Origin of the sequence: Leptospira fluminis (genome assembly GCF_004771275.1) — a bacterium.
In the GTDB taxonomy this organism is placed as follows: domain Bacteria; phylum Spirochaetota; class Leptospiria; order Leptospirales; family Leptospiraceae; genus Leptospira_B; species Leptospira_B fluminis.
Window position 1 is genome coordinate 51,223 of the sequence record NZ_RQEV01000009.1, and the last position, 20,822, is coordinate 72,044.

Here is a 20,822-nt window from a genome sequence, read left to right on the forward strand (position 1 = left end):
TTTCGTCCTTTATCGGGTGCAAAGAACGGAATCGTACTTTCAAAGTACTTTCTTCGGAGGTTTTAGAGTTTCGCCACTTTTCCTGTCTCCAGGTTAGTGACAATTTTCAAAGTCTTCCTTAGGGCGATCTCCGGGTTGATCCTATTTCCATTCAGAAACACTTCGAAATGAAGGTGGGAACCAGTGGCAGAACCGGTGCGACCTACTCCACCTATGACCGTGCCAGCGCGGACTTTGGTTCCCTGCTCCACGGTTATTTTCGCACAATGTGCATACATAGTTTTATAGCCGTTGCCGTGATCTACGATCACGCTATTTCCGTATCCACCGTTGATACCCGCAAAGGAAACCGTTCCGTCTGCGGAGGCAAGAATCGGCGCGCCCTGCGGACCGGCCAAATCGATTCCCGTATGATAGCCGCCGCTGCCGGTATGAAACGGATCCTTTCTACGCCCGTATCGAGACGTAATACGTGAATTTACGACGGGAGTCAAAAAAACTCTGCGGTGCTCTATTTTTTGCCTGGTCGCATTTGCTACCTTGACCGGTACGTTTAAATTCTGTCCGACCTTTAGAACGGATCCTTTTTGCAATCCGTTCGCTTCCGTAATTCTCGCAGCGGTGGTTTTCAGGCTTTTTGCGATCCGGAACAACGTATCTTTCGGTTTTACGACGTAATTCTTGATAATGACACCGCTTTGGTGAACGATTCTGGAAGAAATGATCGGATTGATATTGATAAAGGACGGCAATTCTATATTCGATTTGTCCTTATGATAACTGACTGCGGAATATTTATCCGCCTGCCATTCTTCCGGAGATTGGGAGAACAATTGTTTTATTTTCCTTTCTTCCCGATCGGTAAAAAAGGAGGAATCTTTGCTCGCGTAATCGTTGATCGCAGAATCGTAATTCTTTAACGGATCCGCCGACAGAGAGGAAGCGACTAGGGCAGAAATCAATGGAAGATAAAGAATCGTCCGGTTCACGTATTTAATATCGGTTCGCCGTACTTCGGTTCTTGAACCGGGGAGATTCGGTCTCCTACTTTTTCTTTTTGTATTCCGTGAGCTCATTGTCGATCAGTTTATCCAAATCTTCTATCTTAATGGATCTTTTTTCGAAATCTTCGTTCACCTGGTAAGCCAATAGCCTTCCGATTGCGTGCTCCCGCTTTTGGTCCGCAGGGAAGCATTTGACTTTTATGAGAGAAGGAGTCGATTCTATATATATCCGTACCAACATTCCCTTTTTAAAAGTCTCCGTCGCGGAAACTTTAGTGTCCCGCTTTAAGGAATAGACCTTGTCTTGGTAATACGTATTGATATTGGATAATTTATCCTGTTTGATCAACCGGGAGCCGCACTGGAAGGTCAGCAAAGCCAGAAGAAAAACGAGGATTCGCACCATTTCTGGCAAAGGTTACTCGGTTACCGGAAGGGATAAACTAGTTTTTCGAAAAAAAGCGGTCGAATCCGAGTTTCCTGCACCTGTTTGCACATGCAGGAAAACGGACTGATTCGATTGAAAGGCGCTTCTTTGGACGGGACCCAGGCGTTTCCTGTACAGGTGGAGGTGAACGTAAAACGAGGGATCCCTAGATTTACGATTACCGGTTTGGCGGCTACTTCTATCAAAGAATCTTCGGACAGGATTCGAGTCGCCATCGAAAACAGCGGATTCGAATCTCCTATCGCGAACGTTCTAGTGCATTTGGGACCCGCCAATCGTAAAAAACAGGGCACATACCTGGATTTGCCGATCGCAGTCGGACTTTTGCATCTCACTGGCCAATGTCCTGATCCGGAAACGGGAAAAAATCTCCTTTGGCTAGGGGAGCTTGGATTGGACGGGAGCGTAAAACCTGTTCGAGGAATTCTGCACATTCTCCGGCAATTGGAATACGGGTCGTATCGTGCCGTCGTCGTTCCTTGGGAAAACCGGGAGGAAGCCGCATTGCAAACCCGTCTTCCCGTGATTTCGATCATGCATCTCAAGCAGTTGGAATCCGTTTTAACGGGAAAGGCTTTGTTCGAACCCAAAACTTCGGTTCGAATCAAGTCCCAACAGTTTCCGGATTCGTTGGAAATCTATAGGGATCAGATGCCGGGTTTAAGAGCCGTTCAGATTTCCGCTGCGGGCTGGCACCATTGCCTACTTTCGGGTCCACCAGGTGCCGGAAAAAGTATGCTGGCCCGTTTGGGGTATTCTCTTCTACCGCCGCTTAGGGAAAGCGAAGCACTCGACCTATTATCTTTACGATCCCTTCAGGAACAGATCGTCGATTCGGAAGTATCGCGACCCTTTCGAAGTCCTCATCATACGACTTCGGACGTAGCGCTCGTGGGTGGTTCCAGTTCCTTACGTATGGGGGAAGTCACTTTAGCGGGTCATGGAATCCTTTTTTTGGACGAATTGGCCGAATTTAAGCCGAACCATTTGCAGGCTTTGCGGGAGCCTATGGAAGAGGGTTATATTACGGTTTCTAGGATTTCGGGGTCGGTCACCTACCCTTCTCCTTTTTTGCTGATCGGAGCCACCAATCCTTGCCCATGCGGTTTTTATCAATCTTCGAACGATCTTTGTATTTGCAAAATTTCTAAAGTTCAATCCTATCAATCCGCGATTACCGGTCCTTTTTTGGACCGAATCGAAATTTTTCTCCATCTAGGAGCGGGGAGTAAACCGAACCGAGAAAGGGTGAAAATAGATCTAGTCCGACTTAGGGAATCGATCCGATCGGCCTCCGAGCGGCAGGAAAAACGGCTTCTGACAGGAACGGGAAAACTTTATAACGGAAGGCTGAGAGGAGAGGAAATACTTATGTGGATTCCCCTTTCCTCAAAAGCGGAGGAATTGGTTTCCAAGGCCGTTCGAAAAAAGGGCCTAAGCATTCGGAAAATGCTCCAATTACGGAAAATTGCCAGGACGATCGCAGATTTGGTCGGGAGAGACGAGATTGAGGAGAGGGATTTGGAGGAGGCCCTTGTTTTCCTGAATTCCGGATGGTTTCCGGAAAACAGGGCCGCTGCCTGAACTTAGATTCTTTCGACGTGTTTGTATCTGTGGTTATTTGGACAGGAAATGCGAGAGCTCCATTGCGATTTTATCTATCGCAAAATCGATATAACTTTCGTCCTCGATTTTCTTTTTGTAGTCCTCGAATTTCCGCTTTTTGATCGGAATTCCTCGTTTTCTCAGAATCACCGGATCGGGACCGAAAGGATCGGTCTCGGCCAGGTTGCCGAGAATTTGGATGCTTTTCATAGTTACTTCCTTGTAACGATTTAAGGTCCTCATCCTTGAGAACCCGCAGACAATTCGAAAATCGACTCGAATGCCGGAAGCCTTAACGATGGTTTTCAGAATAGATTACGATAAAAATTTAGTTCCCTTTTTTCGTTTAAAAAGGCCAAACAAAAAGAGACAGAACACCCCTTTAGGGAAACGTTCCGGTTCAAATAGGCCTCGGCGACGGCGCGCATCTTCCTTCTTTTCCCTGCGGAGAAGACTTCCAGCGGATGCGAGAACCCGACGGAACTCCAATGTTTGACTTCAATAAAGAAAAGCTGCTCCCCTTTTCGGGCGATTATGTCGGCTTCACCGATTCGAATTCGAAAGTTCCGAGCGAGAACGGTGTGACCTTCCCGTATAAGAAATGAGGCGACGACCTCCTCTCCTAAAATTCCTTTCGCACGATTTTCCCGGGAACGATTCATATTCAGAACGGTTCCGGAAAACTCGGAGTCGGAATTTTTCAGAGCGCAATCGGTTCAATGATTGCTCGTAACGTCCTGTAGGTCCAAAGCCTTAACGATGAAGAGGTGGTTCTCCTTCACCAAGTCCACAAGAATGAGATGACGAACAAAAGTCCCGTATTCGTCTTTTAGAATACGGATACTGGGTCTAAGAGGTTTGTCGGGATTGGAGCTGAGAACGATTCCTATACGTTTGTCCGAAAGTTCCACACAGGATCCGACCGGATATAGGGATACGTGATTCAGAAACGTGCGCACGATTTTTAAATCGAACTTTCCTACGTCCATGCTGATCATGGACTTGATCGCTTCGTGAGGAAGAATCCTTTTGCGATGTGGACGATTCGTGATCAACGCGGAAAAGTTGTCCGCTATCGCGTAGATTCTTGCCGCTTCTTCGATGGAAGCTCCGGCCAATTTTTGCGGATACCCTTTTCCGTCGTATCTTTCGTGGTGCTGGAGAGCTACCACGGCGAGGCTGTTCTTGATCTTAATCCTCTGGGTCAGAATTTGGTATCCGATGATCGTATGTTTTAGGATCGATTTGTATTCTTCGTCGTTCAGTTGGTCGGTTTTTTCGGAAATAGTCGCCGGGACCTTCGTCATCCCTACGTCCGCTACCAAACAGGAAATGGCAAGGTCCACCATTTTCGGGCGGGAATAGTCCAACAATTTTCCTATGATGAGGGCGTAGAAAGTGGAGTTTGTGATCTGGTTATACAGATAATACCCCGGGTTGTTCATCCCTAAGATCAGATAGGAAAGATTGCTGTGGGTTCTTACGAAATCCGCCATGCCCTCGGCTTGGTCCCGGATCGGGCCGTATTCGAAGGTCTTATCTTCGGCCGCCTTTCTATACACGTCCTGAACCACGTTGAACGTGGCTTTGTACAATGAGGAAAATTGGATCTTGATTCGATTCAGGTTATCGTAGATTCCCTTGAGGGGGAGAAGGTCCTCGTCTACGATCGTGCTTAGAATGACGTCCTCGATCTGGGTTTCCAAAAACTCGGGATCCGTATTGATTTGAAGAGGATCCCCGTGAGTGAGCACTTCCGTGATTCCGAACCTCTTCAGCCTTTCCAAATCGGAATCCGTGATCGGTGTATTGGAAGTAATAAAAAGGTTTTCCTTGTCCAGATAAACGGGTTTGGTGAATCTCATCCCCGGTTTCAGTTCCGCAACACTTACTTTTTTCATTTTCAATTCCTTAAAACATTTCGCCTGCTTCGTTTTCTCCTAACAAGTATGCGAAAACCGCCGCTACAGCTCTATACAAATTCTCCGGAATTTCCTCTCCTGCCTGGAGGGAAGACAAGGATTCCGCTAGAGGCGGATTGGATACGATAGGAATCCGATGATTCTCTGCCACTCGTCGAATTCGGTCGGCCAAAAAGCCCTCCCCGGTTGCGACGATTTTAGGCGCAGTATCTTGTTTCGGAACGAATTTAAGGGCGATTCCTAGTTTCAAGCGCTCCACTCCCTCCTTTGAAAGGAAGGTTTGTATAAAATTCGAACCTCCCGGAATTTTACTCCGTTTTTTTCCAGAAATTCCCTGAATTTTTTCCGATTTTCCCCCATGTGCAAGTACATTTTAAAGCTACTATAAGTTGCCGTTAAAATCAAGTCCGTAGCATCCTCCCTTTTCCAATGGAAGCGATAGAGACTCGGCCCACCATTTTTAGACTCGATCCTAAGAGCGAATATTTTCCCTTTTTGGTCCTTTCCTAGACACCCCTCGGCTTGGCCTTCTTCTCCTAGATTCCAGGAAAAAACGGGAGTTTCCGCCTTCCAGTCCAAGAATGGAAAATACGTCTTTAGAAAAGAAAGGATTCCTTCCTGGGATTGCGGCCCGTCTTCTTGCTTCAGCAGTTTTTCCAATGTGGCAAGAACGCCCGTTTTGGAGAGTGGAATCGATTCTTCGGCTTCTTCCCCCTCCGTTAGTCGCCTTTCCAGTATTTTCCACTTGGTGCCTTGCTGGGTTAAAAACCTTTCAAGTTTCAGTTCTTCCCCTTCGAGCAACGGCGTTTCGGTCCGGATTTCCCTATCTTGCCCCTCCCAAAATAGAACAGCCTTTCCTTCCCGGCTTCCCTCCTTGACCCAAACACGAAAGAAGGGTGCTTGCTTGGATTCACCGTCGAATACCTCCGGATGGGAAATGAGTCGCACGAATCCGATGGAATCCATGTTTTTGATGGGATCGGCTTCAGGTCTCGGACGGTTCGGCGTTATGGGAAATTCTTTTGGATAAAACGGAATGGGTGGGATCGGGCTCATTGGAATTTTTTCGTGAAGGACAAACGATGGATTCTGCAAAGACCCAAGGCACGGATCGCTTTTTCATGATTTGCGCTTCCATACCCTTTGTGGGCGTCGAAACCGTACCCTGGAAATTTGGAAGCGATTCCGCTCATCCAACGATCCCTGGCAACCTTTGCGATAATGGACGCCGCAGCTATACTTGCGATCCGGGAATCCCCTTTCGTATAATAGTGAGACCTATTCCGAAGAAAGTCGGATTCGACGTATTTGGAAAAATTGTAATTTCCGTCTATGAGCAGGATCGGTTCCCCCCTTTCTTTTGCTATCGGGGAGCGGAGCGCTAATCTGTAACATTTAGTGATTCCTTCCAACACTGCACGATTGATTCCGAATCTATCGATATAGGAGTGGGAAACGAAAGTATGACAACGAATCGGAGCGATTTCAAGGATTCCGGAATAGAGTCTTTCCCTCTTGGATTCCGAGAGTTTCTTGGAATCGTTCAACCCCGGCAGAAGAGTGCCTTTTAAAATCGAATCGAGTTGTTCGGGAAAAAAAGAAACGAGGGCGATAGAAAGAGGTCCTGCATAAGGACCTCTACCGGCTTCGTCTATCCCGCAAGGGATTCCTCGCGGGTAAAAACGGGATTCTTCGGGCTCGAAGTTTCCCGTAGGCAAATCTTATTCGGAAGCAGGAGTTCCGGCAGCCGCCGCTGCTGCTGCAGCTTCTTCCGCAGCCTGGCGCTTTTTGTCTTCTGCAACCAGAATTTTACCGCCTTTCAATTCGCGGATACGAGCCGATTTACCGGAGCGTTCACGCAGGAAGAACAATTTAGAACGACGAACTCGACCTTTCCGAATCAATTCGATCTTCGCGATTCTGGGAGAGTACAGTGGGAAAACCCTTTCCACGCCTACATCGTAGGAGATCCTACGAACCGTGAAAGATTTTCCGTTTCCGCCGTTCGAGATGGAAATGACTACCCCTTCGTATACCTGGATGCGCTCTTTTCCCGATTCTTGGATTTTATAATGTACTTTAACGGTGTCCCCGACGTTGAAATTCAGGGTGCGATTTTGATCCGTGGGCAATCCGCCTTTCAGAAGTTCTTTCATAGATTCCTCGTTTTCTCGGGGTCGATTCTTTTTCTATTATTCTCGCGCCAGGATTCTATCGCGGCGTGATTTCCACTCAGCAAAACTTCCGGAACTTTCCATCCGTTGTATTCGGAGGGTTTTGTGTATTGAGGGTATTCCAATACGTTTTGATCGTTATGCGACTCGTCTTCCAGGCTTTCTTGGTCGCCCATGAATCCGGGCAAAAGCCTGGACACAGCGTCCACGATACAAAGGCTGGCCAAATCTCCGGCTGAAATTACATAATTTCCAAGGGACAGCTCTATGTCAACAAGATGTTCGGAAACTCGATGATCGATACCTTCGTAATATCCGGAGATCAGAGTGATCGGACCTTTTCGTTTGGCCAAGCGAACTGCGACCTCTTGTGTGAAAGGAATTCCAGAGGGAGTCGGGACAATCACCAATCCTTTTTGCTCTCCCAAGGATTGCAATGCCAAGTGCACCGGTTCCACCTTTAATAGCATTCCCGGCCCTCCCCCGTAAGGAGTGTCATCCACCTTGAAATGCTTGTTATTGGAGTAATCCCGTAAGTGGACGGTATGAACGGAAAAAATCCCGGCTCGGATCGCTTTTTCCTGAAGGCCTTCCGCAAAATAGGACTGAATCTTGGAAGGGAATAGAGTGATGAAATTAAACTTCATTCCAAACCTCCGGATTCCTAAGTACGATCCTTTTGTCCGACAACCGAATTTCCCCTACGTAGATTTCCAGAAATGGAACGAGAATTTCTTCACGATCCGATTCTTGAGGTTGAAATACCAATATAGGATGGGCAGGGTTTTCCATAATATCTACGAGAGTCCAACCCAAATCTTCTCCATTTTCTCGGATTCCCTGCAATCCTTTCAGCTCAAAAAGGTAGAATTCTCCTTCTTTGCTCGGCGGAAAATGACTGGGGTCGACGAACACATCTCCTCCCGTCAATTTCGCTGCATCTTCGGGGCTGGAATATCCCTGGAATAGGAGATGGATTTTACCGGAATGAATCTTTGCTTCGAGTAAAACCAGGTCCAAATCCGGTTTTCCTCGGAACTTGAGTTTGACTGAAAGAGGGAGTTGGAGAGAAGGAACCGAACTGTCCTGGGCTACCAGCCGGACCAAGCCTTTCAGTCCGAAAGGCTTGCCCAACTTTCCGACAAGAATCCAGTCGTTAGTCAATAATTTCTAGCGAGATATTTTTGCCGGCCTTCACTGAGGCTGCCGTAAGGATCGCACGGAGAGATTTTGCGATTCTTCCGTTTTTACCGATCACTTTTCCCACGTCTTTGGGAGAAACCCGTAATTCGAGGACGGTTTGTTCATCGCCTTCTATTTCCGTTACGGAAATCTCTTCCGGGTGATCCACTAGAGAAGTAACGATATAACGGACTAATTCTTCCATTATTTCTTAGCGGCTTGTTTGTATTCCGCCCAGATTCCCTCGTTTTTAATGAGGTTCAGAACGGTCCCGGTGGGTTGGGCGCCTTTTCTAAGCCAATCTAAAACTTTTGCCTTGTCTAAAGTGGTTTGTTCCTTGACTTCGGCTGGGTGATAATGTCCGAGAATATCGATGAACTTTCCGTCGCGCGGAGAACGACTGTCTGCAGCCACGACCCGGTAGTGCGGGTTGTTTTTGGCTCCGGTTCTTTGTAGTCTAATCTTAACCAAAGTAAAAAATCCTTCGTTTGGATAGGAGCGAGCCGAAATCCGGTCCGCCTCAATAAGCCATTTTTTAGAACGGAACTCTTATGTCAAGAATATATCCGGTTTGTGCTGGAGAAACGTCCCGGATTTTTCTTTCAACCGAGACTAGGCTCCACCTACCGCGATTTTCTTGAGTTTTTTGCCGTTCTCGTTGGGATTCCCGGTTTTGAATAGGCCCGCTCCCACTACGCAAATGTCCGTGCCTGCTTCCGAGAGAGAGCGAATATTCGAATCGTTCACTCCACCATCGACTTCTAGCTCTATGGGGAAGGATGAAATCAGCGATTTTACTTTGCGGATTTTTTCCAATCCTCCATCCACGAATTTCTGTCCGTAAAAACCGGGCTCCACAGTCATGATCAGTACCAAATCTAGGTAAGGTAGCAAGGTTTCCAGGGTCTGTACCGGGGTCCCGGGATTCAGTGACACTCCGACTTTGGTTCCGCTCTTTTTGATTTCCTGGGCGAGTCGGATCGGAAAACGGGTGGTTTCGGCATGAAACGTAATGCAGTAAGGATTCAGTTCGAAATATTTTGCTACGTGATTTTCCGGTTTTTCCACCATCAGGTGAACGTCCAGAGGAATGGAGGTCATTCCCTTGACTTCCTTGGTGATCGCTTCTCCGAAGCTGATCTGAGGAACGAAATTTCCGTCCATCACATCCATGTGGATCAGGTCTATGCTTTCTTGTTGAAACGAAGGGATTTGGGAGGAAAGAGAAGTTAATTGGGCGGCTAAAATGGAGGCGGATATCTTCAAAGTTCGTTCTCGTAATCTTTTGATTTTACTTTTGAGCCGGACTGGTCCAGCAAAACCAGGGTCACGTCGCCGGCCCGATAAAATACGGTTTGGATTTTTTCGCCCTCTTGGTACTGCGTAGGTGCGGAAATTTCCAACTGTTTGGAAGTGTCCTTCTGGTCCTTCACTACCAATTTGTAGATTCCGTTATCGGAGATCTTATATTCGAATTTCTCATACCCGCTTTCGATTCGATCTTCCGGTTCAAAATAGAATACCTTGAATCTGTATTCGGAGCCTGTTTTTTGTACGGATTCGATTTTCCCGTTTGCAGGACGGAACTTGGTTTCCAAAATTTCCGCTTTGGAAGGGATCCCGCTCCGAGCCAAAACTCTTTGTGCAAACACGTAAGAGTCCCCCGGTTTGAATTCAAAGGTTTGCGGATCCCCTTCTTTCTTCTTTCCAGGGGCCTTGGTGACTAATAAAAACACTTTCTCTCGCGCGGTCGTGTTTTTTCCCGCTTCCGGAATTTGATCCACGACCGTATCCGGCAATTCCCCGTTTTTCGCTTCCACGTAGGTGATTCCTCCGAGTTGCAGGGAAACGTAAGTTTCTCCGGAAAGAACTTTTTCCATCGCGTTTTTTGCGGAAGCTAGAGTCTGCCCTTTGAGATCCGGCATAATCAAACGGTCCAATCCGATGTTTACGGTTAAGGAAACTTTGGAACCCGCTTCGATCTCCCTGCCGGGGCGGATGGATTGGTAGATGATGATTCCGTCCGTCTTATCCGGATATCTTTTGGATTCCAGGCGCACTTTTAATTGAAGTCTGCTCAGCTCGTTGTGGACTTCGTTGTAAGGCTTTCCCACTACGTCCGGCATCACAACGAGAGTGGCACTCTTGGTCCGTACGAAGACCACCAAGAAGGCAGCGATAAAAAAAACGACTAAGCCGAACGCGATGAATAGTAAATAGCCCCCGACGGGGAGGTATTTGGAACGGAATTCTTCCTTTGTCACTCGAACCGGTCCTCTTCTGTGATGCGGAAACCGTTTAGGAAATCCGAGGCGCTCATACGGTTCTTATTTTCCGGTTGGAGGGAAAGGATTTCCAGGAACAGGCCATCTCCACACTGGAAAAGAAGGGTTTTTCTGTCCATTCGTTTCAATTTCCCTGGTAGCACCCTGTCTTCTCTTTCCCCCGTCCATCTGGTTTGGTGGAGGACGAACCTCTTGTCTCGGAAGCGACAAACCGCGCCCGGTTCGGGAGCCAAAGCCCGGATTCTATCATGGACTTCCCTTGCGGAAATTTTAAAATCCAAAATTCGATCTTCGGGCTTGATTTTCGTGCAATAGGTGGCTAAGGATGGATCCTGAGGTCGGGAAACAAAAGGGTTCGTTCTCGGGCCGGCAAGAAGTTTCCCTAGATGCTCCGTTCCCAATTCCGTAATTCGATCCATCAAGGTTCCCGTATTGTCCTGGAGGGAGATCGGAATTTCCGCTTCTTGGATAATGTCCCCCTCATCCATTTTCTCTCCGATGTATTGGATACTGATTCCTGTCTTGTCGTAGCCTTTCCACAGCGCGGTTTGAACGGGAGAAGCCCCTCTCAAATCCGGAAGAAGGGAACCGTGCAAATTGATCGTTCCGAATCTGGGGAATTCGAATATCTCTTTCGGTAATATGGAACCGTAAGCGAAAACCAGATAGAGCTCCGCGGGATAACGGGCAAATTCCTCCAGAGCTTTTTCCTTTTCTTTTCTGATCGATTCGAACTGAAATACCGGTAGACCTTTCTCTAAGGCCGCTTGTTTGACGGGGCTAAAAACGGGAGTTTTACTCCTACCCTTAGGTCGATCCGGGTTCGTTACGGCGAATAGGACCTCGATTCCCTGAGTCTCGAGCAAGGACTGAAAAAGTTTGGCCGAATGTTCCGGCGTGCCGAAAAAAGCGATTTTCATCAGACTAGGTCCACAGGATCAAAATCCAATTCCAAGTAAACGTTTTTCGGAACTTTTAAAGGGCGGATTTCTTTTCTTAAGATTTCTCTCCATTTTCCCGGAGAGGATGTTTTGATCAGGATATGGTTTCGAAAATTCTTATCTATTTTATAGAAAGGACAGGGAGCGGGGCCGAGAAGGAAGGAATTCGGCTCCGGCAGGTGTTTTTTAAGCAGATCCGAAATCGTTTCCATAGTTTTGGCGGACGCGGATTCTTCCGTCGATCTCGCGAGAACCCTGACCAATCTGGAAAACGGAGGATAGAATAATTCCTTTCTGATCGGTAGCTCGGATTCGTAAAACTTTACGTAATCTTGATGGATTGCCATTTGCAGGACGGGATGGTCGGGAGTATGCGTTTCTATCAGAACTTCCCCTCTTAGCTCCGCCCTACCCGCCCTCCCCGCCACTTGGGTCATCAGGGAAAAAATCCTTTCACCCGCTCTGAAATCGGGCAAGCCTAAACCTATACCCGCATTCAGAACTCCTACGAGAGTTACTCTTCCCGCGTCCAATCCCTTAGAGATCATCTGGGTGCCTGTCAGGATGTCTATTTCTCCCTTTACGAGTCGATCGATCACTTCGGTTAATAACGAACGATCTTGGATCGAATCCTGGTCCAATCTCTCGATTCTGGAACCCGGAAAGGATTCGAGAAGGTGTTCCTCCAATTTTTGCGTACCTGTTCCTAGTAGGATCAGTTTTTCCCCCCTTTCGACCTCCAATCTGGACAAGAGATCTTTGAAACCGCAAAGGTGACAGATCACGGTTCCTTTTTTGTGGAAGCAAAGATGGGAAGTGCAGTTTGGACAGGGGACGTAGGATTTTTCCCTTTCGGAATACAATAAAGGACTGTAGCCTCTTCGGTTTAATAATAGAATGACTTGTTCCTTTCTGTCGAGTCTCTGTTTGATCCCGAACGTAAGGTCCGAGCTGAGAAGACGGGATTCCTTTTTGTTTTCCACGATCCGTACGACGGGCGGGATCGCGTTTCCAGGGCGTTTGCTCAATACCTGCAATCCGATTTTTCCGCTTACCGCCAAATGGTAGATTTCGAGCGCAGGCGTCGCCGATCCGAGCACTAGTACGCCGCCGTTTTCTTTGCATCTCTGGAGAGCGACTTGGCGGGCATGGTATCTCGGACTGGAATGTTCCTTAAACGAACCGTCATGCTCCTCGTCTATGATGACGAGCCCCAATTTTGGAACGGGGGAAAAGACTGCGGACCTGGTCCCAACGGCTATCCTCTTCCGACCTAGAAGCAGGTCCGTGTACGCTTTGAATCTTTCCGAGACTTTTAGAGCGGAATGTAATAAGGCGACTTGGCCGGGAAAGACCGCTTCCAATTTTCGGATAATATGGTACGTTAATCCGATTTCGGGAACGAGAAGAAGCGCTCCTTTGTCAGTTTCTTTTAAGAGGTCCCGGATCAGATGTAGATAGACCTCCGTTTTTCCACTTCCTGTGATTCCGAACAGAAGATGGACCGACTCCTTTCCGAAATCTTTTTTGATCTCCCGAAACGCCTTATCTTGCTCCTCGTTTAAGGGGAGAGGTTCCGCTTCGACTTCCGCCTCGGAAAATGCGACTTTCGAATGTCTTCTACCTTTCGGAATCATTTTATGGATGCATTGCCCTAGGGAAGAGAGATACTGTTCCTTCATCCAGTAAGCCAATCGGATCTGGTCTTCCGTGATGATCGGTATCTTATCGATAACTTTTTCCACGGATAAGACGGAGTAATTGGGTTCGTTGGAATGCGTGGAGATTACGATGCCTTCTTCTTTTCTGCCCCGGAGCTGGGCCAAAACCCGTACTCCGACCTGTGTATTCGGTTCCACTTCGTAAGTGAAGGTATCTTCTAGGATGGGTAGGTCGAAAGCGATTTCGGCGTAGCGAATCAAATTCTGTCCTTGATAAGAGAATGAAAGAGATTCAATTGGGAAAGTACGCTTTCCTTTACTTCGATTTCCTTCTTCTTCGCCTCCTGGAAACCGGGATCGTCTGAGGAAGTCCTCTTACGTTTTTCTTCCGCGGCTAAAATCGCCTCCGGGGAACGTAGGACCACCATAGGAATCCCGGGAGAAAATTCCGTCGTCTTTCCGAGAAGTACCGCCGCTTGATCTTTTCCGAATGCCAAGGTTGCCGCGGCGCCTAAGAGGATGATTCCGCGGATGTCTTCCTGACGGATCGTTTCGTTGGCTTGTTCTTTGCAATTTTCCGTCCTTCTCTTCCAATCCGATTCCGAGGATCTATCCGGTGCGAAAAGACAAGCGGGATATTCCTGGTAGTAAAATTCTCTCATCGAAAATCCGAACTGCTTCCGGACCAATCGATCGAAAAGTTCTTCGGCTTCCGGAGAACGGAAAATCTGCTGAGGGGATGTTTTTGCGTACGAAGGTTTTCCCGCCTGGAATTCTCCCGTATAATGGAGCACCAAAACCTTTTTTCTTCCTTTTACGAGGAAATGGCGTACTGCACTGAGTCTCTCCGGGCACAATTTGCAGGAAAAATTTCTATCCATGTTTTTGGGGGGAGTCCTGGTATGGGACGGACTTTCGGTTGTGGATAGAGTATTTCCAGGCTGCCCGGTAATGGAATTCCAATCTTCCTTCCATGATAATTCCATGGTTTCGGGATCGGGCTCTCCTTGTTTCCTACGTATGGGAATTTCCCGCTTTTGGATCAGGAACCTGAGATCCTGCAAAATCCCTTTAAGTTCGGCGAGAGCGCCTTCGGATTTAATCATGGACGTTTTCCGTCTGGATTCCGAGGGATTTTATCTTACGATACAAGTGAGACCTTTCGATCCCTAAAGCCTTGGAAGTCTTGGATACGTTCCCTTCGTTCATCTGTAATGTTTTTATAATATATTGTCTTTCGAATTCCTCTTTGGCCCGCTTAAAATCCCCTTTTTCCACAAGATCGTTGGCCTTCAAAAAACCGGTCAGAGAATCCTTTACGTCCTGTGCCCGTATGGAATCGCCTACCGTCAATATGCAAAGTCTTTCGATCACGTTTTTCAATTCGCGGATATTTCCGGGCCAAAAATGGTTTTCCAGCAGGGAGAGCGCCTCCTTTTCGATTTTTTTGGGGGGAAGGTTGTTTTCCGCCAAAGTGAGACCTACGTAATGGTCCACAAGGAGAGGGATATCCGGTTTTCTATCCCGTAACGGCGGAATGACGATCGGAATCACGTTCAAACGATAATAGAGATCTTCGCGGAACTTTCCGTCCCGGATCGCCTCTTCCACGGGAATATTCGTTGCAGCGATGATTCGCACGTCCACGGAAACCGTTTCCGTACTTCCTAATTTTTCGAATCTCTGTTCTTGTAGAATTCGGAGAACTTTAGCTTGGGTGGACAAGGACATGTCGCAGATCTCGTCCAAAAACAGGGTTCCGCCGTTTGCGGCTTCGAATTTTCCGATCCTAGATTCCATGGCTCCGGTAAACGCGCCTTTTGCGTATCCGAACAATTCGGATTCTATCAATTCCTCTGGAATTGCGGCGCAATTGATCTCGACGAAGGGTTGGTCCTTTCTCTTGGAATTTTTGAAGATGGTTCTCGCGACCAATTCCTTGCCCGTGCCGTTCTCCCCGTATATGAAAACTCTCGCATTCGTCGCAGCCGCTTGAGCGATCGCGAACTTTACTTTCTGGATAGCCAAGGAATTTCCCAGAATCTCGTCGTATTCCAATTTGATTTCGGGCAGTTCCGTTCTTTCCTGGCGGACGAGCACGCTTTCTACAGCTTCCAGAACTTTTTCGATGGATAGAGGCTTTTCTAAAAAATCCACGGCGCCTTTTTTGGTGGCTTGGACGGCCAACTCTATGGTCCCGTGTCCGGAAATCATCAATACGGGCAGCGTCGGATAGATCTTCTTGCATTCGTCCAAAAGAACGAGCCCGTCTTCCTTACCCAGCCAGACATCCAAAAGCACCAAGCCGGGTCTTTCCGTCTTCAGTTGTTTTAGAAAGGACCTTCCGTTGGCAAAATGTTCCACCTCGTAATTTTCGTCCTCCAGGATATCCTTGAGGGACTTTCTGATTTCCGGTTCGTCGTCAACGATGAATATCTTCATAAACTGTCAGGCCACCGGTAGCTCTATCCGAAATTTGCAGCCTCCCAATTCGGAAGAATCTACCGAAATATGGCCGCTATGGTCAATCACAGTTTTCTGTACGATGGCGAGACCGATACCGGAGGTATGTTCCTCTTTAGTGGAATAATACGGCTCGAAAACTTTCGATCTGTACTCGTTCGGAATTCCTGTTCCGTTATCCTCTATCATTAAAACCACGGATTTTCTCATGATCCTTCTTTCCAATTTCGTGGAAACTCGTATCTTTCCGATTCCGGACAACTCCCCTTTCGCCTTTTTCCTTTCGATCGCTTCCACGGCGTTTTTAAAGAGATTATTCATGATTCCTAAAAAAAGTTTTTTATCCAAAAAAATCTCGGGGAGATTTTTGGACAGTTGGAGTTCGATCTGGATTCCGGGGGTATGTTCGTACAATTTGACGCTTTCCAAAACGATCGGTTCCAGATGCTGATTGATCAATCTAGGCGCAGGCATTCTCGCGAATTCCGAGAATTCGTTTACCAGATGTTCGAGGATCTTGACCTGTCCTACGATCGTTTCCGTTCCTTTGGCGACGATCTCTTGGAAAGGAATCGGCACGCTCGCATCCAACTTTCTTCGAATACGTTCGGCCGACAACTGGATCGGCGTAAGAGGATTCTTGATTTCGTGCGCCATTCTCTGGGCGACTTCCTTCCACGCAGCCACGCGTTGTATATGCATCAATTCGCGATTCTTGGACTTTAAGTCTTTCACCATTTGATTGAAAGATTCTACCAAAGCACCGATCTCCCCTCCTTCGGTCAGAGGAAGATTGATATCCGTATCTCCTAGGGAAACCTTTTGCGTCGCATTGGCCAAGTCTATGATGGGTCGGGATATTTTTCTGGCGAAGATAAGGGAGAATATTATGGAAAGGAGAAATACTATGATGATCATCAGGCTGATCGTGACTCGTAATTCATAAGGAAGCCTTTCTTTTGCCAGGTCGGCCTTATGATAATTCTTTCTCGTGTTTAAAAGAGAATAGGCTTTCTCTTCTTCTCCGACGAAAATCCTTTTTCCGAGCAGGAGGTATTTGGCGCGATCCGGAGAAGGAATTTTCAGGAAATAATAGGATTGGGAAGGATGAACGGAAAGATTTTCCTCGATCGTTTCCCCTTCCACCGCGAGGAATCCGGATCCGTCGGGCGGAACTTTCAGAGAACGGGTTTCGAGAACGGGGGTCCCTTTTTCATACCAGCCTACGTAATATTCTGGATCCGAAATCAGATTTAGCTCGTACGCTCTTCGTACCAAGGAATTGACGTTCGTATTTTCTTTCTTGATCAGGTTCTGGAAAAGTCGCGCTTTGATTTTCAGGTCCTGCTTTTCCTGGCGTAGCTCCTTACCGACGAAATAATCCCCGGCGTCCAAGGCTTGTCCTATATCCAAGCCGTAAAATCCCTCGAACAACCTTCCTGTCACGTTTGAAGAGAGGAAAAAAATCGGGATCGAAGGGAGCATTGCCACGAATAGGAAGGCTAAGGAGAGACGATAACGGATGGAACTTTTGAGTCTGCCCGTTTCCAGATTTCTTTTGTTCCTGTAAAAATAGGAGATCGCAATGGCTAGAGTAAATAGCGGAATCGTATAATAAACGTAGACCAGGATTCGATCCACTATGCTCGCGTCTTCCGCCCTGGGGAAATGCAGAATTTCCGCTGCGAGGACTGCGACGGCGACCACACCGAAGAGGATAAAAAAATCTCTTAGATAATATCGGTTCTCTTCGTTTCGAACCGGAAAGAGGCTCATACGGCAAAATCGTCCGTAACCAGCCTAGACAATGCATCGATGGCTTCGGATTCTTTTTCGCCGGTCGCCCGGATCGAAAATTCCTGTCCCGGGGCCAACGCGAGCATCATCAAACCCATAATACTTTTTCCGTTTACTTCCACTCCTTCCTTGGAAACTAAAACTTCGCAAGGAAACTTGGACGCGCAGTTTACGAAGACGGAGGCCGGCCGGGCGTGCATACCCGTGCTATTTTCATTGATTTTGAGGTGGATTTCTCTCAACTTTACCTTGCTGCAAATAAATATTCAATTTCTGACTGAATTCGGCCGCGGCGTTTTTGCCCAGCTTCTTTAACCTCTGATTCATTGCCGCCGTTTCCACGATGATCGGAATATTCCGTCCCGGACGGACCGGCAATCTGATGAGAGGGATCAGCACGCCCAAAACCTCTTCGGTTCTATTTTCCAGACCCGTACGGTCGAATTCCTTTTCGTCGGACCATTCTTCTAAGTGGATGATGAGCTCGATCAATTTATGGTCGCGGACGGAACCTATTCCGAATATATCTTTGATATTTAATATACCTAGTCCGCGGATTTCCATGTGGTGACGGAGAAGGTCGGAGCAGGTCCCTATCAGATAACTTTCGGAAAGCCGTCTGATTTCTACCATATCGTCGGCGACCAGTCGGTGTCCCCTTTCGATGAGTTCTAGGGCGGTTTCGCTTTTTCCGACTCCGCTTTTCCCCGACAACAGAATGCCGATACCGAAGACCTCTATCAACACTCCATGCCTCATGGTTCTGGGGGCGAGGCTGCGATCCAATATCTGAGAAATCAGAGTGATGAATTTATGCGTGGATACATCCGAGACCAAGAGGGGAATATTCAGCCTGTTGCAATATTCCACGAATATGGGCGGTGCGGAATTTCCATGGGTAAAAATGATGCAATTCAGATGAAAATGGAAAAATTCCGAAGCGATCTGATTGAGTCCGTCACCCTCTCTCGAAATCAGATACGCCCATTCTCCCTTTCCGAAAATTTGGATCCGATCGTGGGCAAAACTCTCATAAAATCCGGTTAAGGAAAGACCCGGTCGATTGATTTCCGAACTGTGGATCCGATTTTGCAAGCCGGTTTCTCCGGCGATCAACTTCAATCCTAATTCCGGGTGATCTTTTAGAATGTTCGATACGTTGATTCCGGGCACAGACATTGCCGCTATCTTGCCTCCAGGGATTTCACTTTTTTTCTCTGGTTGGACGGGAGGATCTTTAGAATCTTTCTGTACTTCGCGACGGTCCGTCTCGCTATTTCGATCCCTTTCTTTTCGATCAATTCCACGATCTCCTGATCGGAGAGGGGATTTTCGGGATCTTCTTCCTTCACAAGATTGCGGATCATGTCATGGATAGTTTTCGAAGATTCCATCCCCCCTTCGGAACTTTTCGATTTCAAACCCGAGGAAAAAAACCATTTCAGTTCTAGGATTCCCCAAGACGTCTGAATATATTTGTTGGAAGTGATCCTGGAAACGGTGGACTCATGGAGCTCCAAGCGCTCGGCGATATCCTTCAGGGTTAAAGGTCTAAGATGCCGGACCCCTTTTCTAAAGAACTCGGTTTGGAGTTCTATAATGGCGGAGACGACCCTGTACAATGTCTGTCTTCTTTGATTGACCGATCGAATCAGCCATTCGGCGGAATTCAGTTTGGAGGAGATATATTCCTTGTCCGAATCTTTGGCGCCTTTTTTTAAAAAACCTTTATATTCCTTGTTTATCTTCAATTTGGGAAGCCATTCGTCGTTTAACAGAATATTAAACTCCCCTCCTATTTCCCGAACGATAACATCGGGTAAGATATAATCCGGTTTTTTGGGATTGTACAAAGTCGCGGGAAAAGGTTCGAGCTTTTTGATCTCGGCCGCCATCGCCTCCACGTTTTCGATGGAAATCCCCATTTTCTTGGAGATTCCTTTGTAATCCAATTTTTCCAGATCTTTCAAATGATTTTCGATCAGGTCGTGTAGTTTTTCGTCGTTCGGTCTCAGGATTTTGGATTGGACGAGCAGGGTTTGTTGGATATTCCTCGCACCGATTCCCAACGGATCCAATTGGTGGATCTGCCCTAACACCTTTTGGATCGTCTTTACCGGTACGTTTATTTCCGTGGATAATTCCTGTTCCGTTTTCGGAATGAAGCCTCGGTCGTCCAACATGGAGATCAGAATCTCCGCGATTTCCATTTCCTTTTCCTTTAAAGGAGAAATCCTGAGCTGCCAGAGAAGATGCTCCGACAAGGATTGTGCGTTCGGGGAAGACTCAATGTATTTCTGGTTCCGATCCGAAGCATCGGATCCGCGAGCCTGGGGTCTATCCAGAGTAAAGGAATCCTGCCAGCCTACGTCGGAGTTCTTTATAAAATCGTTTTTTTCTTTTCTTCTAAGATCGTCGGAGGAATAGAGTTCCGGATTTTTGCTTCTTTCGGAAGAAGCCTCCTCTTCAAGCATCGGATTTTCCACCAACTCGGCGCTGATTCTGTCCGCAAGCTCCACCGTGGAGAGAGGCAATAGCTCTATGGACTGGCGCAGGTCCTGAGTCATGACCAGTTTTTGGGTCTGCTTTTGGACGAGCTGGTGGTTTAAATTCACAGTTTAAAATCCTCGCCTAAATACATTCGCTTTGCTTCTTTATCGTTCACTAATTCTTTGGGAGTCCCTGCGATGAGAATCTTACCGCTGTGCATGATATAAGCTCGATCGGTGATCTTTAAAGTTTCTCTCACGTTGTGGTCCGTTATCAGGATTCCTAGACCTTTTTCCTTCAGACTATTGATAACGGTCTGGATGTCCTTAACCGCTATAGGATCTACCCCTGCAAAAGGTTCGTCAAGAAGGATAAAATCGGGTTTTGTAACCAATGCCCTGGCAATTTCGCATCTTCTCCGTTCGCCTCCTGAAAGAGTATAGCCTTTTTGATTGGCGACCCGCATAATTTGCAGTTCTAAAAGCAATTCGTCTCTTCTTTGGATGATTTCACTTCTGGATATATCTAGAGTCTCCAAGATGGCCTCTAGGTTTTCCGCGACCGTGAGTTTTCGAAAGATGGAAGCTTCCTGCGCGAGATACCCTACTCCTAGTTTGGCTCGCGTATGCATTGGAAACTCGGTAACGTCCTGATTATCTATGAATACTTGTCCAGAGTCGGGTTGGACGAAACCTACGGACATATAAAAAGACGTGGTTTTCCCCGCGCCGTTCGGTCCTAAAAGACCGACCACTTCTCCTTTTTGGATATCGAAGGTGACCCCGTCCACGACCTTCCGTTTATTGTAGATCTTTACGAGGTTTTGGCAACGGATCGTCGTACCCATTTG

Annotated in this window: 25 protein-coding genes; 1 reads left to right on the forward strand and 24 read right to left on the reverse strand. The window is 47.3% G+C overall.

Annotated elements, in window-relative coordinates:
- Positions 1 to 62 precede the first annotated feature (62 nt).
- Together EHO61_RS08355 and EHO61_RS08360 are read right to left on the reverse strand one after the other, a co-directional pair.
- Complete coding sequence (locus tag EHO61_RS08355; protein WP_167884834.1) at positions 63 to 1,076, reverse strand: M23 family metallopeptidase; 1,014 nt, start codon at positions 1,074 to 1,076, stop codon at positions 63 to 65.
- Positions 1,045 to 1,410 carry a type II secretion system-associated lipoprotein gene (locus EHO61_RS08360; protein WP_167884835.1) on the reverse strand — a complete coding sequence of 122 codons (366 nt, stop codon included), beginning with the start codon at positions 1,408 to 1,410 and terminating at the stop codon, positions 1,045 to 1,047. Before EHO61_RS08360 ends, EHO61_RS08355 begins: the two co-directional genes overlap by 32 nt.
- 90 nt (positions 1,411 to 1,500) lie before the next feature.
- On the opposite strand from EHO61_RS08360, the gene EHO61_RS08365 reads away from it, so the two are divergent.
- Entirely contained in the window at positions 1,501 to 3,036 is a 1,536-nt protein-coding gene (locus tag EHO61_RS08365; RefSeq protein ID WP_135813180.1) for a YifB family Mg chelatase-like AAA ATPase, read from the forward strand.
- Positions 3,037 to 3,069: 33 nt separating this feature from the next.
- Here EHO61_RS08365 and EHO61_RS08370 read toward each other — a convergent pair whose 3' ends face one another.
- From EHO61_RS08370 to lptB, 22 genes are all read right to left on the reverse strand, one after another.
- Positions 3,070 to 3,267, reverse strand: a complete 198-nt coding sequence (locus EHO61_RS08370; RefSeq protein WP_135768838.1) for a hypothetical protein — start codon at positions 3,265 to 3,267, stop codon at positions 3,070 to 3,072.
- Positions 3,268 to 3,362: 95 nt separating this feature from the next.
- The gene (locus EHO61_RS08375; protein WP_135813181.1) at positions 3,363 to 3,719 is read right to left on the reverse strand and encodes a YraN family protein; all 357 of its coding nucleotides are present in this window, start codon (positions 3,717 to 3,719) and stop codon (positions 3,363 to 3,365) included.
- A gap of 54 nt (positions 3,720 to 3,773) precedes the next feature.
- Positions 3,774 to 4,958 (reverse strand): HD-GYP domain-containing protein, encoded by a 1,185-nt coding sequence (locus tag EHO61_RS08380; RefSeq protein WP_135813182.1) that lies wholly within the window; start codon positions 4,956 to 4,958, stop codon positions 3,774 to 3,776.
- A gap of 10 nt (positions 4,959 to 4,968) precedes the next feature.
- Positions 4,969 to 5,229 carry an EscU/YscU/HrcU family type III secretion system export apparatus switch protein gene (locus tag EHO61_RS08385; protein ID WP_135813266.1) on the reverse strand — a complete coding sequence of 87 codons (261 nt, stop codon included), beginning with the start codon at positions 5,227 to 5,229 and terminating at the stop codon, positions 4,969 to 4,971.
- Positions 5,226 to 6,035, reverse strand: a complete 810-nt coding sequence (locus tag EHO61_RS08390; protein ID WP_135813183.1) for a hypothetical protein — start codon at positions 6,033 to 6,035, stop codon at positions 5,226 to 5,228. The genes EHO61_RS08385 and EHO61_RS08390 overlap by 4 nt, the downstream gene beginning before the upstream one ends.
- Positions 6,032 to 6,697, reverse strand: a complete 666-nt coding sequence (locus EHO61_RS08395; RefSeq protein ID WP_135813184.1) for a ribonuclease HII — start codon at positions 6,695 to 6,697, stop codon at positions 6,032 to 6,034. Before EHO61_RS08395 ends, EHO61_RS08390 begins: the two co-directional genes overlap by 4 nt.
- Positions 6,698 to 6,700: 3 nt before the next feature.
- Positions 6,701 to 7,135 carry a 50S ribosomal protein L19 gene (rplS, locus tag EHO61_RS08400; protein WP_135813185.1) on the reverse strand — a complete coding sequence of 145 codons (435 nt, stop codon included), beginning with the start codon at positions 7,133 to 7,135 and terminating at the stop codon, positions 6,701 to 6,703.
- A complete protein-coding gene (gene trmD, locus EHO61_RS08405) occupies positions 7,132 to 7,800 on the reverse strand; it encodes a tRNA (guanosine(37)-N1)-methyltransferase TrmD (RefSeq protein WP_135813186.1) in 669 nt (222 codons plus the stop codon). Before trmD ends, rplS begins: the two co-directional genes overlap by 4 nt.
- Positions 7,790 to 8,317 (reverse strand): ribosome maturation factor RimM, encoded by a 528-nt coding sequence (gene rimM, locus EHO61_RS08410; RefSeq protein ID WP_135813187.1) that lies wholly within the window; start codon positions 8,315 to 8,317, stop codon positions 7,790 to 7,792. The genes trmD and rimM overlap by 11 nt, the downstream gene beginning before the upstream one ends.
- Positions 8,310 to 8,540, reverse strand: a complete 231-nt coding sequence (locus EHO61_RS08415) for a KH domain-containing protein (RefSeq protein ID WP_135813188.1) — start codon at positions 8,538 to 8,540, stop codon at positions 8,310 to 8,312. Before EHO61_RS08415 ends, rimM begins: the two co-directional genes overlap by 8 nt.
- Entirely contained in the window at positions 8,540 to 8,806 is a 267-nt protein-coding gene (gene rpsP, locus EHO61_RS08420) for a 30S ribosomal protein S16 (protein WP_135813189.1), read from the reverse strand. The genes EHO61_RS08415 and rpsP overlap by 1 nt, the downstream gene beginning before the upstream one ends.
- 141 nt (positions 8,807 to 8,947) lie before the next feature.
- Positions 8,948 to 9,601 carry a ribulose-phosphate 3-epimerase gene (gene rpe, locus EHO61_RS08425; RefSeq protein WP_135813190.1) on the reverse strand — a complete coding sequence of 218 codons (654 nt, stop codon included), beginning with the start codon at positions 9,599 to 9,601 and terminating at the stop codon, positions 8,948 to 8,950.
- Positions 9,598 to 10,599 carry a PASTA domain-containing protein gene (locus EHO61_RS08430; protein WP_135813191.1) on the reverse strand — a complete coding sequence of 334 codons (1,002 nt, stop codon included), beginning with the start codon at positions 10,597 to 10,599 and terminating at the stop codon, positions 9,598 to 9,600. The genes rpe and EHO61_RS08430 overlap by 4 nt, the downstream gene beginning before the upstream one ends.
- Positions 10,596 to 11,540 (reverse strand): methionyl-tRNA formyltransferase, encoded by a 945-nt coding sequence (gene fmt / locus EHO61_RS08435; protein ID WP_135813192.1) that lies wholly within the window; start codon positions 11,538 to 11,540, stop codon positions 10,596 to 10,598. Before fmt ends, EHO61_RS08430 begins: the two co-directional genes overlap by 4 nt.
- Positions 11,540 to 13,483 carry a replication restart helicase PriA gene (gene priA, locus EHO61_RS08440; RefSeq protein ID WP_135813193.1) on the reverse strand — a complete coding sequence of 648 codons (1,944 nt, stop codon included), beginning with the start codon at positions 13,481 to 13,483 and terminating at the stop codon, positions 11,540 to 11,542. The genes fmt and priA overlap by 1 nt, the downstream gene beginning before the upstream one ends.
- Positions 13,480 to 14,328, reverse strand: coding sequence for a hypothetical protein (locus tag EHO61_RS08445; RefSeq protein WP_135813194.1), 849 nt, complete (start codon positions 14,326 to 14,328; stop codon positions 13,480 to 13,482). Before EHO61_RS08445 ends, priA begins: the two co-directional genes overlap by 4 nt.
- A complete protein-coding gene (locus EHO61_RS08450; RefSeq protein WP_135813195.1) occupies positions 14,321 to 15,664 on the reverse strand; it encodes a sigma-54-dependent transcriptional regulator in 1,344 nt (447 codons plus the stop codon). The genes EHO61_RS08445 and EHO61_RS08450 overlap by 8 nt, the downstream gene beginning before the upstream one ends.
- Positions 15,665 to 15,670: 6 nt before the next feature.
- Positions 15,671 to 17,461 (reverse strand): LIC_11548 family sensor histidine kinase, encoded by a 1,791-nt coding sequence (locus EHO61_RS08455; RefSeq protein ID WP_135813196.1) that lies wholly within the window; start codon positions 17,459 to 17,461, stop codon positions 15,671 to 15,673.
- Entirely contained in the window at positions 17,458 to 17,724 is a 267-nt protein-coding gene (locus EHO61_RS08460; protein ID WP_135768856.1) for an HPr family phosphocarrier protein, read from the reverse strand. Before EHO61_RS08460 ends, EHO61_RS08455 begins: the two co-directional genes overlap by 4 nt.
- The gene (hprK, locus tag EHO61_RS08465) at positions 17,696 to 18,661 is read right to left on the reverse strand and encodes an HPr(Ser) kinase/phosphatase (RefSeq protein ID WP_135768857.1); all 966 of its coding nucleotides are present in this window, start codon (positions 18,659 to 18,661) and stop codon (positions 17,696 to 17,698) included. The genes EHO61_RS08460 and hprK overlap by 29 nt, the downstream gene beginning before the upstream one ends.
- Before the next feature lie 5 nt (positions 18,662 to 18,666).
- Positions 18,667 to 20,097, reverse strand: coding sequence for an RNA polymerase factor sigma-54 (gene rpoN, locus EHO61_RS08470; RefSeq protein ID WP_135813197.1), 1,431 nt, complete (start codon positions 20,095 to 20,097; stop codon positions 18,667 to 18,669).
- Complete coding sequence (lptB, locus tag EHO61_RS08475; protein ID WP_135813198.1) at positions 20,094 to 20,819, reverse strand: LPS export ABC transporter ATP-binding protein; 726 nt, start codon at positions 20,817 to 20,819, stop codon at positions 20,094 to 20,096. Before lptB ends, rpoN begins: the two co-directional genes overlap by 4 nt.
- Positions 20,820 to 20,822: the final 3 nt, after the last annotated feature.

Coding starts and splice junctions, on each gene's coding strand:
- EHO61_RS08355 (WP_167884834.1), bottom strand. CDS start 1,076: ATGAGCTCACGGAATACAAAAAGAAAAAGTAGGAGACCGAATCTCCCC.
- EHO61_RS08360 (WP_167884835.1), bottom strand. CDS start 1,410: ATGGTGCGAATCCTCGTTTTTCTTCTGGCTTTGCTGACCTTCCAGTGC.
- EHO61_RS08365 (WP_135813180.1), top strand. CDS start 1,501: ATGCAGGAAAACGGACTGATTCGATTGAAAGGCGCTTCTTTGGACGGG.
- EHO61_RS08370 (WP_135768838.1), bottom strand. CDS start 3,267: ATGAAAAGCATCCAAATTCTCGGCAACCTGGCCGAGACCGATCCTTTC.
- EHO61_RS08375 (WP_135813181.1), bottom strand. CDS start 3,719: ATGAATCGTTCCCGGGAAAATCGTGCGAAAGGAATTTTAGGAGAGGAG.
- EHO61_RS08380 (WP_135813182.1), bottom strand. CDS start 4,958: ATGAAAAAAGTAAGTGTTGCGGAACTGAAACCGGGGATGAGATTCACC.
- EHO61_RS08390 (WP_135813183.1), bottom strand. CDS start 6,035: ATGAGCCCGATCCCACCCATTCCGTTTTATCCAAAAGAATTTCCCATA.
- rplS (WP_135813185.1), bottom strand. CDS start 7,135: ATGAAAGAACTTCTGAAAGGCGGATTGCCCACGGATCAAAATCGCACC.
- trmD (WP_135813186.1), bottom strand. CDS start 7,800: ATGAAGTTTAATTTCATCACTCTATTCCCTTCCAAGATTCAGTCCTAT.
- EHO61_RS08415 (WP_135813188.1), bottom strand. CDS start 8,540: ATGGAAGAATTAGTCCGTTATATCGTTACTTCTCTAGTGGATCACCCG.
- fmt (WP_135813192.1), bottom strand. CDS start 11,540: ATGAAAATCGCTTTTTTCGGCACGCCGGAACATTCGGCCAAACTTTTT.
- EHO61_RS08445 (WP_135813194.1), bottom strand. CDS start 14,328: ATGATTAAATCCGAAGGCGCTCTCGCCGAACTTAAAGGGATTTTGCAG.
- EHO61_RS08450 (WP_135813195.1), bottom strand. CDS start 15,664: ATGAAGATATTCATCGTTGACGACGAACCGGAAATCAGAAAGTCCCTC.
- EHO61_RS08455 (WP_135813196.1), bottom strand. CDS start 17,461: ATGAGCCTCTTTCCGGTTCGAAACGAAGAGAACCGATATTATCTAAGA.
- hprK (WP_135768857.1), bottom strand. CDS start 18,661: ATGTCTGTGCCCGGAATCAACGTATCGAACATTCTAAAAGATCACCCG.
- lptB (WP_135813198.1), bottom strand. CDS start 20,819: ATGGGTACGACGATCCGTTGCCAAAACCTCGTAAAGATCTACAATAAA.